This is a genomic window from Pseudomonadota bacterium (genome assembly GCA_011049115.1).
Classification (GTDB): domain Bacteria; phylum Desulfobacterota; class Anaeroferrophillalia; order Anaeroferrophillales; family Tharpellaceae; genus DSCM01.
On record DSCM01000084.1, the window covers coordinates 1 to 14,822 of the forward strand.

12 protein-coding genes and 1 tRNA gene are annotated in these 14,822 nt (G+C 50.7%); all 13 read right to left on the reverse strand.

The features are described 5' to 3' along the window. Window positions 1–75: 75 nt before the first annotated feature. Window positions 76–1,143, reverse strand: a complete 1,068-nt coding sequence (gene thiE / locus ENN66_07035; protein ID HDS16353.1) for a thiamine phosphate synthase — start codon at window positions 1,141–1,143, stop codon at window positions 76–78. Beyond that, window positions 1,143–1,928, reverse strand: coding sequence for a thiazole biosynthesis protein (locus tag ENN66_07040; protein HDS16354.1), 786 nt, complete (start codon window positions 1,926–1,928; stop codon window positions 1,143–1,145). Before ENN66_07040 ends, thiE begins: the two co-directional genes overlap by 1 nt. A 135-nt stretch (window positions 1,929–2,063) precedes the next feature. After that, complete coding sequence (rpoC, locus tag ENN66_07045; protein ID HDS16355.1) at window positions 2,064–6,287, reverse strand: DNA-directed RNA polymerase subunit beta'; 4,224 nt, start codon at window positions 6,285–6,287, stop codon at window positions 2,064–2,066. Continuing rightward, on the reverse strand, window positions 6,284–10,474 hold the full coding sequence (gene rpoB, locus ENN66_07050) for a DNA-directed RNA polymerase subunit beta (GenBank protein HDS16356.1): 4,191 nt from the start codon (window positions 10,472–10,474) through the stop codon (window positions 6,284–6,286). Before rpoB ends, rpoC begins: the two co-directional genes overlap by 4 nt. Window positions 10,475–10,679: 205 nt before the next feature. Beyond that, window positions 10,680–11,063 (reverse strand): 50S ribosomal protein L7/L12, encoded by a 384-nt coding sequence (locus ENN66_07055; protein ID HDS16357.1) that lies wholly within the window; start codon window positions 11,061–11,063, stop codon window positions 10,680–10,682. 93 nt (window positions 11,064–11,156) lie between these two features. Continuing rightward, a complete protein-coding gene (locus ENN66_07060; protein ID HDS16358.1) occupies window positions 11,157–11,690 on the reverse strand; it encodes a 50S ribosomal protein L10 in 534 nt (177 codons plus the stop codon). Between the two features lie 289 nt (window positions 11,691–11,979). Further along, window positions 11,980–12,669 (reverse strand): 50S ribosomal protein L1, encoded by a 690-nt coding sequence (locus tag ENN66_07065; GenBank protein HDS16359.1) that lies wholly within the window; start codon window positions 12,667–12,669, stop codon window positions 11,980–11,982. Window positions 12,670–12,845: 176 nt separating this feature from the next. Then, complete coding sequence (gene rplK, locus ENN66_07070) at window positions 12,846–13,268, reverse strand: 50S ribosomal protein L11 (protein HDS16360.1); 423 nt, start codon at window positions 13,266–13,268, stop codon at window positions 12,846–12,848. Between the two features lie 160 nt (window positions 13,269–13,428). Next, window positions 13,429–13,971 (reverse strand): transcription termination/antitermination protein NusG, encoded by a 543-nt coding sequence (nusG, locus tag ENN66_07075; protein HDS16361.1) that lies wholly within the window; start codon window positions 13,969–13,971, stop codon window positions 13,429–13,431. A 38-nt stretch (window positions 13,972–14,009) separates the two neighbouring features. Continuing rightward, a complete protein-coding gene (secE, locus tag ENN66_07080) occupies window positions 14,010–14,153 on the reverse strand; it encodes a preprotein translocase subunit SecE (protein ID HDS16362.1) in 144 nt (47 codons plus the stop codon). Window positions 14,154–14,267: 114 nt separating this feature from the next. After that, window positions 14,268–14,344 (reverse strand) — tRNA-Trp (locus ENN66_07085). 19 nt (window positions 14,345–14,363) lie between these two features. After that, on the reverse strand, window positions 14,364–14,513 hold the full coding sequence (gene rpmG, locus ENN66_07090) for a 50S ribosomal protein L33 (GenBank protein ID HDS16363.1): 150 nt from the start codon (window positions 14,511–14,513) through the stop codon (window positions 14,364–14,366). Window positions 14,514–14,698: 185 nt separating this feature from the next. After that, window positions 14,699–14,822, reverse strand: a 124-nt coding sequence (gene tuf, locus ENN66_07095) for an elongation factor Tu (protein ID HDS16364.1), incomplete at its 5' end; no start/stop codon positions are given.

A 14,822-nucleotide genomic window follows, 5' to 3' on the forward strand; every position in this document is an offset into this window, starting at 1 on the left:
CCTTTAAGACCCGCAGATAAACGCTTTTGTCAAAACATTTTCTTGTCTTTTCAAACCGAAATGAACTGTGCGGTACTAATAACGGCACAGTGCACGTAACTGGATTACTCTGGCGGCCGGTTTTTCGGCTGCAAGCAAAGCCCTGATCACCGCTACCGCCGGAACCCGGCCGGCCGCGACCTGAGCTAAATTAGTTTCATCCAGGCCACCAATGGCAACCACCGGCAACGAAACCTGTTTCAGAACTTCGCAAAGCCCGGCGGTTCCGACTACCGGGTCCGGACGAACCTTGCTGGGAGTGGTAAAAATCGGTCCGAAGCCGATATAATCGGCCCCCTCCGCCTCGGCCGCCAAGGCTTGCGCCAGGGAGTGGGTTGAGAGACCAATCGGCATGCGCGGACCGACCAGCTGACGAGCCTGGGCCAGCGGCAAGTCCTCCTGTCCCAGATGAAGTCCATCCGCCCCGGTCAGCAACGCGATATCAGGCCTGTCGTTGACAATGAAAGGGGTTTTATACTTGCGGCAGAGAGCCGCAAGGGCCAGTGCACGTTGCAAGAATCCTCGGTCGGAACCGGACTTCCGGCGCAGCTGGAGAAAATCTATCCCAACCTCCAGCATGGCCTCAAGATCGCTGAAAAAATCGTCCCCCAGGTAAAAAGCTTCGTCGACAACCAGGTAAAGGGCGGCGGAGTCCTTAGTCGGCGGGTAAAACCACTCCCTGATCTTAGCCGACCGACCATCAAGGACGTCTTGTTCGAGTTCATAGAGAGCAAAGCGCAGAGCTTTGCTCTCTATGGCAAGTTCTGGCCGACCCAGCAGTTTGGCGCATTCCTCAATAACACGAGCGGCTTCCTGAGCCCGCTTCAGATTGGCCTGCAGCAAAACCGGCCAGTCACCCCGATCAGCTTCACTCCGGGTAAAGGTCCGGGCTCCGATATCATCGGCGGCCCGACGCTGTTCCAGGCAGGCCTGACTTAATCCTTCATCAAACAGCGCCCGCAGCCGATGGCGCAGATCTTTGACCAGCAGGGCTCTCCCATCATCGCAAACCAGCCGATAATAGTCTTCAACCACCCGCAATCCTTCACGCAGACGATTATTGTTGGCGTCGAGAACCCGATATACTCCGCGCTCAGAGACCACTAGTTTCCTGCGTCAAGCCGGGCCAGAATAAGCTGCGCCACCTTTTCTCCGGAAAGCAACATCCCCCCGAAAACGGGGCCCATACGATTAGCACCATAGGTCGCATTGGCCGCCATCCCCGCGACATACACGCCAGCATAAATTTCCTTCGTGCAATCAACAGTCGCCTTTTCCGCCACCTCGGCCCAGAGCGATTTCTCACCCATGATTTTTCCGGTTTCAGTCATCAGCTGCGAACCTGCCTTGCGCTGAATCACATCGATCACCTCGGAATCATGCCCGGTTGCGTCAACCACGTAAGAGCTCTTGATGACCAGAGGGTCAACATGCAGACCCGCCATCTCCACCGAAGTCCAGTTGATCACCAGACCGCAAACCCGATCATTCCTGACCATGACGTCCTCAACCGAGAAAAGATTGAAAACTTCGGTTCCGGCCTGTACGGCTTTGGCCACCAAAACCGCCACCGATTCAACCGATCCGGCAGTATAATAACCCGGCTGAAATTCACGATAACGAATGCCGAACTCATCGAGGATTCGCACCCCTTCCTTCTGCACGACGATTTCATTAAACATCATGCCGCCGCCCCACATGCCGCCGCCCAAACTCAGTTTGCGCTCAAAAAGGGCAACTTTTTTCCCGGCTTTAGCCAGATAATAGGCCGCTACCAGCCCAGCTGGACCACCGCCCACGATAATGACATCATTGTCAAGATGGTTTACGAGTTTTTCGTGATAACGATCAATAATCGCTCGAGAAATAACAACTTCATCCAGTGCCATGTCAATTAAACCTTCATTTTGAGTTAATACAACCTTAAAACTTACCCCCTGCATTGTCCGCCCCGCGAGCAACCGAGGCGGCCGACGACCTTATAATAATTCGAGCACGCGCTCAAAGCATTGTCGCGGCGGCCATCAATCTTCGCCCCGGGCTTCGGCGACTACCTCTCCGGCATAGAAATCGGCCGAAAAGTCATCGTCGTTATCATCGTTAATCAACAGGGCGGCCTCACTAGCCTTGGCCGCGGCGGCGGCCGCCGCCGCGGCTTCCTGCAGAAGGATCTTATCTTCCTCGGACATGCCGACCTTGAGATTACGATAAAGGCGCTGCCCGGAACCGGCCGGAATCAGACGACCCATAATAACGTTTTCTTTAAGACCATGCAGATAATCAGTTTTTCCCGCGATACTGGCCTGCGTCAACACTTTGGTCGTTTCCTGGAAGGAAGCGGCAGAAATAAAACTTTCTGTGCTCAAAGAAGCCTTGGTGATTCCCAGAAAGAGGGGTTCGCCGACGGCAGGCCGCAGGCCTTCTTTCACGGCCTTCAGGTTTTCCTCTTCAAAGGTTAGCTTTTCTACGGTTTCATCCACCAGAAATACCGTGTCACCGGGATCGACAATCTTGATTCGGCGCAGCATCTGACGAACAATCACCTCAATATGCTTATCATTGATACCTACCCCTTGGAGTCGATAAACCTCCTGTACCTCATCAACGATGTACTTAGCCAGCTCCTTGACGCCGAGAACCCTGAGAATATCATGCGGATCAACCGAACCATCAACTAAAGGCTCACCTGCGGCAACCATATCACCTTCATGCACAATCAGATACTTACCTTTGGGTATCTGATGCTCGATGGGGTCACCAATCTCCGGTGTAATGACAACCTTTTGTTTACCCTTAGCCAGTTTACCAAGAGAAACAATCCCATCGATCTCAGCAACAACCGCGATCTCTTTTGGTTTACGAGCCTCGAAAAGTTCCGCTACCCTCGGCAGACCCCCGGTAATATCCTTGGTTTTTGTCGTATCACGAGGCTTGGTGGCGATAATATCTCCCGCCAGCACCTCCTCGCCATCATTAACCCGAACATGAACCCCCGGGGAGAAATAATAGCGGGCATCACCCCGATCTCCGACTTTCATGGTCCGGTTTCTTTCGTCCTTGATCGAAAGTCGGGGCCGCAAATCGACGTTTCTCGACTCAGTCACAACCCGTCGCGACATCCTGGTCTGTTGATCGACCTGCTCGGTAACCGTCACCCCTTCAATCAGGTCGCCATATTTGATCCGACCGCTGACCGCAGCAATGGTGGGAATCGAAAAGGGGTCCCACTCGGCCAGAATCTGCCCCGGCCTGATTTCATCGCCCTCCTCGACATGGAGTATGGCGCCAAAAACCACCTTGTTGCGTTCTTTGATAATCCCCTTCTGATCAACCACGGCAATTTCGCCATTACGATTCATAGCAACCAACTTACCGTCCCGATTGCGAACCGTATCAAGCTTCACAAACCGGGCGCGACCACTCAGTTTAGCCTCCAGAGCTGATTGTTCAATCGCGCTGCTGGCCGTCCCCCCGATGTGAAAGGTACGCATGGTCAGCTGAGTGCCGGGTTCACCGATCGACTGGGCCGCGATGACCCCGACTGATTCACCGATATTGACCAAACGACCACGCGCCAGGTCACGACCATAACAATAGGCACAGATGCCATGTTTCGCCTGACAGGTCAGAACTGAACGAATCAGTACCCGATCGATCCCCGAGGCATCAATTTTTTTCGCCAGATCTTCAGTAATCTCCTGATCGGCTTCGACCAGAATTTCGCCGGTGACCGGAGAGATAATATCATCCTGAGCTACCCGGCCGAGAACCCGATCCGCGACCTTTTCGATAATCTCGCCGCCCTCAGTCAGCGGGGTCACATATATCCCATCCAGGGTGCCGCAATCAATTTCGCTGATCACCGCATCCTGAGCAACATCCACCAAACGTCGGGTCAAATAACCGGAATTTGCGGTCTTCAGCGCCGTATCGGCCAGACCTTTTCGGGCTCCGTGGGTGGAAACAAAGTACTGCAGAACGTTAAGACCCTCACGGAAATTGGCGATAATCGGATTTTCAATAATTTCACCGGAAGGTTTGGCCATCAGTCCTCGCATTCCCGCCAACTGACGAATCTGCTGTTGGCTGCCGCGCGCCCCGGAATCGGCCATCATATATACCGAGTTGAAGGATTTGACCTCGTGCTTGCAACCCTCCCCATCCTCGATAATATCCTTACTGATAGTCGCCATCATTTCATTGGCGACCAGATCCGTCGTCTTGGACCAGATATCAACCAATTTATTGTAGCGTTCACCGGAAGTGATCAGACCGTTATTGAGCTGCCTTTCAATCTCCCGTACCTTCTCGTTGGCTTCATCAATCAGGGCATTTTTCGAAGACGGAATTTCCAGATCATCAATCCCGATCGAGATCGCCGCTTGCGTGGCGAACTTATAGCCCAGATCCTTGATCCGGTCTGCAAAAACAACTGATTTTTTATCACCCGCTTTGAGATAGACATCCTCAAAGAGTCTGGAGATCGTCTTTTTAGTCAGATTTTTATTATATGACGAAAATGAGATTTCTTCCGGAACAATCTCACGCAGCAGTATCCGGCCAACCGTGGTTTCCGTCAACTGACCCTCGAGCATGACCTTTATCACCGCCTGCAGGTGGACGCAGCCGGCATCATAGGCCATGCGCACTTCATCCGGCGAGCAGTAGACACTGCCTGAACCCAGAGCAAAGGGCCGATCACGAGTCAACCAGTAAACACCCAAAACGATATCCTGGGTCGGAATAATCACCGGTCTGCCGTTCGCAGGCGAAAGAATATTATTGGTTGACATCATCAGGACCCGGGCTTCAGTCTGCGCCTCCATCGTCAGGGGCACATGTACGGCCATCTGGTCACCATCAAAATCGGCATTGTAGGCGCTGCAAACCAGCGGATGCAAACGAATCGCCTTCCCTTCGGAAAGGACTGGTTCAAAGGCCTGAATGCCAAGACGATGCAGGGTCGGAGCCCGGTTGAGAAGAACCGGGTGCTCGGTAATTACCTCCTCCAGCAAATCCCAGACCTCAGATTTCTCCTGTTCGACCATTTTTTTAGCACTCTTGATCGTGGTTACATAACCCCGTTCCAGCAACCGGTTGTAGATGAAAGGTTTAAACAGCTCCAGGGCCATCTTTTTAGGCAGACCGCACTGATGTAAGCGCAATTCCGGACCGACCACGATCACGGAACGACCGGAGTAATCGACCCGCTTGCCCAACAGATTCTGCCGGAAGCGTCCCTGTTTTCCTTTAAGCATATCACTTAAGGATTTCAGCGGACGCTTATTGGCACCGCTGATTGCCCGGCCCCGCCGACCGTTATCGAACAACGCATCAACCGATTCCTGCAGCATCCTTTTCTCATTACAGATAATGATCCAGGGAGCTTTGAGCTCGATCAGTCGTTTGAGACGGTTATTGCGATTGATAACCCGCCGGTAGAGATCATTAAGATCGGAGGTTGCAAAACGCCCGCCATCAAGCGGCACCAGGGGACGCAGATCGGGTGGCAGGACCGGAATAACATCCATCACCATCCATTCCGGAAGATTACCTGATTTAATAAAATCATCGATCACCTTGAGGCGTTTGGCGATCTTTTTCTTTTTCGCGTCCGAGCCGGTTTCCGTCATCTCCTGACGCAGATTCAGACGCTCCGCCTCCAGATTTATACTATGAAGCATCTCCTTGACGGCTTCTGCCCCGATGCCGCAACGGATCGAATCTCCATATCTTTCCCTAAGCAGCAAATACTCATCCTCGGAAATCAGCTGACCGACGACCACCTCTTCCGCTCTGCCGGCATCCAGAACCACATAGTTTTCAAAATAGAGAATCCGTTCAACATCCTTCAGGGTTTTATCGAGAAGCAAGGCAATCCGACTTGGCAGACTCTTCAGAAACCAGATATGCGCCACCGGCGAGGCCAATTCGATATGCCCCATGCGCACCCGTCTGACTTTGGACTGAATAACCTCAACCCCGCATTTTTCACAAACAATGCCGCGATGTTTCATGCGCTTGTATTTGCCGCAGTTGCACTCGAAATCCTTGACCGGACCAAAAATCTTGGCGCAGAAAAGCCCGTCGCGCTCGGGTTTGAAAGTGCGATAGTTAACCGTCTCCGGTTTCTTGACTTCACCAAATGACCAGCTGCGAATCTTTTCCGGTGAAGCCAGTTTGATCCGCAGGGCGCTGAAAGTTAAAGCATCCTTGGGCTTCTGAAAAAAACTTAAGACATCTCTCATGAGTTCTCTTCCTCCAATTCCACATCCAGACAAAGGCTCTGAAGTTCCTTGATCAGAACATTGAAGGATTCAGGCAGACCGGATTCAAGGGTCTGCTTACCTTTTACAATTGCTTCATACATCCGGGTCCGTCCCGCGACGTCATCCGACTTGACCGTCAGAAATTCCTGCAGAGAATAGGCCGCGCCATAGGCCTCCAGAGCCCAGACCTCCATTTCTCCAAGCCGCTGTCCGCCAAACTGAGCCTTCCCTCCCAGCGGCTGCTGAGTAACCAGGGAATAGGGTCCGATCGATCGGGCGTGCATCTTATCATCAACCAGATGATGAAGTTTGAGAATATACATGTAGCCAACGGTTACGGGACGTTCAAAAGCCTCCCCGGTACGACCGTCATAAAGCAGCACCTGGCCGCTCCGCGGCAAGCCGGCCTTTTCCAGACATTCTTTGATTCGTTCTTCACCGGCACCATCAAAAACCGGGGTCGCCATCGGCACGTAGGCGGATAACTTGGCCGCTTGTTCGCGAATGGCCTCGTCGTCCGCTGCCGCCAGCCAGGCCAGGGAACGCCGGTCGTGAGCAAAAACCTGCTTCAGTTTATCACGTAATGGCGCCGGCCCGTATCCTGCTTCGATCATCTCCTCAATCTGCCGTCCCAGACTCTGCGCGGCCCAACCGAGATGGGTTTCCAGAATCTGACCGACATTCATGCGTGACGGTACCCCCAGCGGATTAAGGACAATGTCAACGGTTGTGCCATCGGCCAGATACGGCATATCCTCTTCAGGGACAATCCGTGAGAGAACCCCCTTGTTCCCGTGCCGGCCAGACATTTTATCCCCTACCGAAAGCTTACGTTTAATGGCGATATAGACCTTGACCATCTGGTTGACACCTGGCTGCATCTCATCACCACGTTTGAGATTTTCAATCCTTTCTTCGACCTGAGCTTCAACCCTTTTCTGACTTCGCTCCATGTAATCAAGCAGACGGGCTATTTTCTCTTCAACTTCCGGAGCCCCGCGCAAAACCAGGTTGGTACACATCTTCAGCGTAACCTTGGCCGCATCTTCCGCCTGCAGCATGGTTCCGGCCTTCAACACAACCAGTCCCTTGCCTCCCTTAAGATCGGTTTCCAGGGTTTGGCCAATCAACAGTTCGCGCAGTTTGGCGATAACGCTACGCCGGATAAAATAAAGTTCCTCGTCCGCCTCCTTGCGCACCAGCTTAAAATCGCGCTCACGCTCATCGGCATCACCATCGCCCCCGTAGCCTTTGCGGGCGAAGGTTTTGGCGTCAATAACCACTCCTTTCATACCGGGTGGAACCCTAAGCGAGGTATCCCTGACTTCTCCCGCCTTCTCACCGAAAATAGCGCGCAGAAGCTTCTCCTCGGGAGAAAGCTGAGTCTCGCCTTTCGGGGTAATCTTACCAACCAGGATGTCCCCGGGATTAACATGGGCTCCGATATGAACAATGCCATCCTGATCAAGATGAGCCAAGCCTTCGTCACCAACATTAGGAATGTCCCGGGTGATCTCTTCCGGTCCAAGTTTTGTATCCCGGGCAACAACCTCGCAAACCTCAATATGAATGGAGGTAAACTTATCCTCCCTGATCAAGCGTTCGTTGATCAGAATCGAATCCTCGAAGTTATAACCACCCCAGGGCATGAACGCGACCTTGACATTCTGTCCCAGGGCCAGCTCACCGTGATCCATCGAGGGACCATCCGCCAGGATTTCTCCAGCCTCGACAAAGGTTCCGCTTTTGACCAGAGGAATATGATTGAAACAGGTATTCTGATTGGAGCGCATGAATTTTGCGAGCCGGTAGATATCAATACCGAAATCATCCTCGCTGCCTTCAGGCTGACTGTAACCTTCATGACGAACGACGATTTTACTAGAATCAACATACTCGACATAACCGCTTCTTTTCGCGACCACCGCGATTCCTGAATCAAGGGCCACCCGACCTTCCATTCCGGTACCGACCATCGGCGCTTCGGCCCGAAGCAAGGGCACGGCCTGACGCTGCATATTGGAACCCATTAGAGCCCGGTTGGCATCATCATGCTCTAGAAAAGGAATCAGGGAAGCCGCAACACTGACCAGCTGGCGCGGCGAAACATCCATAAAGTCGATATTTTCCCGAGGCTCAATGCTGTACTCACCAGCTTTACGACAGGTTACCAGCTCATTAGCGAAGCTGCCGTCGTGATTGAGCGGGGCACTGGCCTGGGCGATAATTTTATCGTCTTCATCCATGGCGTAAAGATAGCGCACTTCATCACTGACCACCCCGTTATGAACCACGCGGTATGGAGTCTCTATAAAGCCGAATTCATTGACCCTGGCGTAAGTAGCCAGTGACGCGATCAGCCCGATATTTGGACCTTCAGGGGTTTCGATAGGACAAAGCCGGCCATAGTGAGTCAGGTGTACATCACGGACCTCGAATCCGGCCCGTTCACGAGTCAAACCTCCTGGTCCAAGTGCGCTCAGGCGCCGTTTATGGGTTATTTCCGAAAGCGGGTTGGTCTGATCCATGAATTGAGAAAGCTGACTGCTGCCGAAAAACTCCTTGATCGCGGCACTCACCGGTTTGGAGTTGATCAGATCATGCGGCATCGCTGTATCAATTTCCTGAAGGCTCATCCGCTCGCGAATCGATTTTTCCATGCGCACCAGACCGATCCGATACTGATTTTCAATCAGTTCACCCACCGTACGCACCCGGCGATTACCCAGATTGTCAATATCGTCAATCACCCCTTTATCGGTCCGCAAGGAAATCAAATACTTGACAATCGCCAAGATATCCTCGGCTGTCAGAGTTTTAGCGTCCAGGGGCTGGTTGGTTCCAAGCTTGTGATTGATCTTGAGACGACCTACCCGGGAGAGATCGTAGCGTTCGGGATTAAAAAAGAGATTCTGAAAAAGGGCGTCAGCGATATCAATGGTCGGCGGTTCGCCGGGACGCAGACGACGATAGATCTCAAGCTTGGCTTTTTCTACTTCAAGTTCCTTTTCAGTCTTGTCCCCGCCTACCAGGGATTCTCTTTCCTCATCACTCAAAACGATCTTGTCGACCAGCAGGGTATCACGCAGGTAAGAGCCTACATTCACATTGTCGATAAAAAGAATTTCAAATTTTTCGACCCCACTTTCCTGTAGAGCCGCCAGTTTATCGGCCGTAAGCTCTTCATTGCATTCAAGCAAAACCTCGCCCGTCTGCGGGTCGACCACATCGTGGGACATATAGGAACCCACCAACTCCTCATCCTGAATCGGCAGGGATGCCAATCCGGCCGCTTTCATGCGCCGCAATGCGGTTTTGCTGATTTTACGACCCTTGAGCAACAACACTTCACCACTGGCTGAATCGACAATATCCTCACGCGCCTTAAAGCTGGCGACGGTATCCGGGGTATCATAATCCACCGTTCGGGTAAAAGAACCATCAGCATGGCAATTAACAACAATACTGTCATAAAAAAGATTCAGCAACTCTTCGGTCGAATACCCCAGAGCTCGCAACAGAACCGTCGCCGGGAGTTTACGCCGCCGGTCAATCCTGACATAAATAAGATCCTTATTATCAAATTCAAAATCAATCCAAGACCCCCGGTAAGGAATAACCCTGGCACTGAACAGCGACATTCCACTAACCGCACTTTTCGCCTTTTCCTGAGCGAAGAAAACCCCAGGTGAACGGTGCAACTGACTCACAATAACTCTTTCAGTACCGTTTACGATAAAGGTCCCTCTCTCTGTCATCAGAGGTATTTCCCCGAAGTAGACCTCCTGCTCCTTGATGTCGCGAATGGAACGCTGTTCGCTGCCCTCTTCAATATCCCAAATAATCAGACGGATTCTAACCCTGATCGGCAGCGCATAGGTAAGTCCTTTAAGCATGCACTCACGGTCATCGTAACGTGGAGTCCCAAGGTTATAACTGACGTATTCGATAGAAGAAGTTCCGTAGAAATCCTTGATCGGGAAAACGCTCCGAAAAACGCCTTCGAGGCCGCTGTCTTCCCGATCCTCGGGAGGCACATCATCTTGAAGAAAACGCTTAAATGAGTCAAGCTGCAGATCCAGCAGAAAGGGGACTTCCGCAACTTCATCAATAGTAGCGAAGTTACAGCGAAGACGAGGCAGGTTACGGCTATTCCGGGCTACCATAGAACTTTATACCTCATATAATTCCAGAGTTAAAGTAATGAACTAAATGCAAGGGGGTGGGAATAGTTTGCCGGCTAAAAAATTTCAGTCGACATCTACCAGATTTCGACAAACACAAAAACAACGTAAGGGATAGAGGCTGTGACTGCTCTATCCCTTACGTTTCAAGGAAGTAACTTAACGATTTACAACAGTCATCCTGAAATTATTTAATCTCAGCAGTAGCTCCGGCTTCCTCGAGTTTCTTCACCAGGCTTTGAGCTTCATCCTTGCTGACGGCCTCTTTGATCGCCTTGGGAGCTCCTTCAACCGCATCCTTCGCCTCTTTTAGGCCCAGGCCGGTAATTTCACGAACAACCTTGATTACCTGAATCTTCTTGTCGCCAAAAGATGTGAGAATAACATCAAATTCCGTCTGTTCTTCAGCTACCGCGCCGGCATCGGCCGCAACCGGAGCCGCGGCAAAAGCCATGGGAGCTGCGGCTGAAACCCCAAATTTTTCTTCCAGCTCCTTAACCAGTTCCGAAAGCTGGAGAACGGACATATTTTCAATAAACTGTATGACATCTTCTTTAGTAATGGACATGATTTGATACTCCTATGTACATTGTAATCTGACTATGAATTTTTAAATTTAGACTGACCTGAAAACCAACTTCAGATGCAGTCCAGTATCCAGTATCTACTGGTTTGGCTGACTCTGCTCTTTCTGCTCTTTTATCGCGTTCAGAACCTGTACTGCCGACCTTACCACGCCGCTCAGCACATTGACGAAGCCGCCGGGGACACCGTTAAGGGTACCCAGCAAGGTTGCCCGCATGACATCCAGACTGGGCAATTCGGACAGCCTTTTCAAGCCGTCTTTATCAAGATAGCATCCAGAGAGTACGCCACCCATTATTTCCAGTTTAGTTTCAGTCTTGGCGAACTCAACTAAAGCCTTGGCGGCAGCGGCCGGATCACCATACACCAAGACCAGCCCGCTGGGTCCCTTAAGGTAATCCGCCAAAATGTCGTTTCCAGATGCCTTGGCAGCAATTCGCGCCAAGGTATTCTTGACCACCTTGTACTCAGTCTGTTTCTCACGCAACTGATTTCTCAGAACCGTAAGTTTCTCAACATTCAATCCGCGATAATCGGTCAGAAAAGCAGCCTGCGCGTCCTTGAATTTTGCTGTCAGCCCATCAATCTGGGCCTGCTTTTCCGCTCTATTCACCTTCTTTCACCTCCTTAGTCTGATGTTATTTCAAAAGGCAAATGAGCTTTATAATTATCAAACCAACCAGTCATGATCTGGATAGTCAGACAGCCTCGGTAGGATCTTACGCCTGCGCAAATGCAGTCAACCCACGGTCTTCAGCTCATAAATCCTTAAGATTGATCCCGATAACTCTTATATTTACATGCCAAGCCAGCCAACGACGGCCTTGACGACCCGCAAACATGCTCTTTTATCAGTTCATGCTCTTAATTTTCCATCATCGCATAAATAAACTGCAAGTGATTTAAAGACTGGCTAGATCAATCCTGATCCCCGGACCCATCGTCGATGAAAGCGTGAACCCCCGCAAATAATTCCCCTTGCTTGAAGACGGCTTTAGCCGGATCAAGGTCTCAATCAGAGCCGCAATATTTTCCTGCAAATTTTCAGCGGCAAAGGAAAGACGACCTACTGGAGCATGCACAATACCGGCTTTTTCGACCCGAAAGTCTACCTTCCCAGCCTTGATATCCCTAACTGCGCGCTCGATGTCAAAGGTGACTGTCCCAATTTTGGGGTTAGGCATCAAGCCCCTGGGGCCTAGAATCCGGCCTAATTTTCCAACCACCCCCATCATATCAGGTGTGGCTACCGCTTTATCGAAATCGAGCCAACCATCTGTGATCTTCTTCGCCAGATCATCACCCCCGACAAAATCGGCCCCGGCGGCTTTCGCTTCAATTTCCTTTTCACCCTTGGCAAAAACCACGACTCGAGCACTCTTGCCTGTCCCATGGGGCAGGACTACCGCGCCGCGAACCATTTGATCAGCATGACGAGGATCAACCCCCAGTCGCACGGCCACATCAACACTTTCATTGAATTTCGCCACCGGCATGGTTTTCAACAGTTCCAAAGCCTCGCCCAGCGCATATTTTTTCTGCGAATCAACCCCTGCGCGCTTGGCCAGATAATTCTTTCCTCGTTTAGCCATTATTTCCTCATAAATTGAAATGGTCTTATAAAAACACCCAAGGACCAGCGTCTCGAAAGCTTAGGCTATGGTACAGGGCTTAACAGTGCCGCTCAAGGCCTTTTTCTGAACTTTATTGCCGCAGGTGCTTTAACCTTCCCATCAGTAATTGATCTATTTATCAAATTAAACAACGGTCATTCAATTACAATCCCCATACTGCGCGCCGTCCCGGCTATAATCTTGGTGGCGGCAGAAAGATCAACAGCATTTAAGTCAACCAATTTCAGCTCCGCTATCTCCTTGATCTGAGCCTGTGTCACCTTACCAACCTTATTCTTGTTCGGGACACCAGAGCCTTTTTCAATCTTGGCCGCTTTTTTAAGCAGCACTGCCGCCGGCGGAGTCTTAGTTACAAAGCTAAAGCTGCGATCAGCGTAAACTGTAATGACAACCGGGGTTATCATCCCCTGTTGATCATCGGTTCTGGCATTGAAGGCTTTACAGAACTCCATGATATTAACTCCGTGCTGACCAAGCGCCGGACCAACTGGCGGCGAAGGGTTAGCTTTCCCAGCTGGAATCTGAAGTTTAATCAAACCTGTGATTTTTTTCGCCATCCTTTTTCTCCTGCGGATTCGCGTAAAAACAGGGACAAGACTTATGGCAAAGCCTGACCTGAATGAAATGGCCGGACATACCGGAATAATTTGATTTTTTACTTAAGAATCTGACTTGAGGGGGGCCAGCTGCAGTATCTTGCACCAGCACGAAACCCACTCAACTGATTTTTTCAAGTTGCCCGAATTCAATTTCAACCGGTGTCGGACGTCCGAAAATACTTACCAAAACCCTGACTTTACCCTTATCGAGATTAATTTCATCTACAACGCCGGTAAAATTGGCAAAGGGTCCTTCAAGCACTCTAACATTTTCACCCAGTTCAAAAAGGACCTTGGGCTGAGGCCGCATTTCACCTTCGGCGATACGATCTAACAGGCTGCGAGCTTCGGCTTCCGAGATTGATCTTGTGGCCTCGACCCGGTCACCTCCTCCGACAAAACCGGTCACCTTGGCGGTACCTTTAACCAGATGCCAAGTCTCCTCATTCATTTCCATCTTGACCAGAACATAGCCGGGGAAAAATTTCCTTTGTGATGTACGCCTTTTCCCTTTAACCATTTCCACAACCTGCTCGGTCGGCACTACCACCTCGTCAAACATATCAGCAAGGCCATACTGCCTGATTCTCTCCTCTAGGGTCAGCTTGACCTTGTTTTCATAGCCGGAGTAAGCATGAATCACATACCATTTCTTCGCCATAACTTACCCTGTACTCACTGCCGCGCAGATCATCTGTGTTAGCCCGCGAGGATGAATTTAATCAGTTTTGCCAGTCCCAGATCAACTAGTCCCAGATAAAGAGAGATCACAAATACAGTAAGTAACACCACCCAAGTGAGGCCGAGTGTAGCCTTACGTCCGGGCCAGGTGACCTTTTTCATCTCCCCCTTTGAGTCTTTCAGGTACTGAACGAGCTCAGTAATATTTTCCTTAGCTGAAGACAAATTACAAATCCTTTACTGTAAATTATAAATCTGGCTTGGTAATTTAAAACCTGGCAGGCCAGGAGGGATTCGAACCCCCAACACCCGGATTTGGAGTCCGGTGCTCTAGCCATTAGAGCTACTGGCCTGTAAAAACTGCAATTGAGTTTATTTAGTTTCTTTATGCGGGGTATGAGCCTGACAAAAACGGCAATATTTCTTAAACTCCAGCTTGTCGGGAGTATTTTTTTTATTTTTCTTAGTCGTATAATTTCTTCTTTTGCACTGACCGCATGCCAACGTCACTTTATCGCGCATTGTAATTTCGCAACCTTACCTTTCAAGACGGCCCTTCACGACCATCTGCTGTTTTTCATTAGGGACTGGGTCTTTTTTCTGCCAGCATTACCTATCATACAAACAGACTGAAGCCAGAGAGGACTTTCACTTACCCCTCCCTGGCTTCGAAATCGCTTTAAAAGCCTTGCATCCAGAGTGCTTGTCTAGGCAATAATCTCACTGACGACGCCGGCTCCTACGGTCCGACCACCTTCACGAATAGCAAAGCGTAATTCTTTTTCCATGGCGATCGGGGTAATCAGCTCGCCAACAATCGTTATGTTGTCG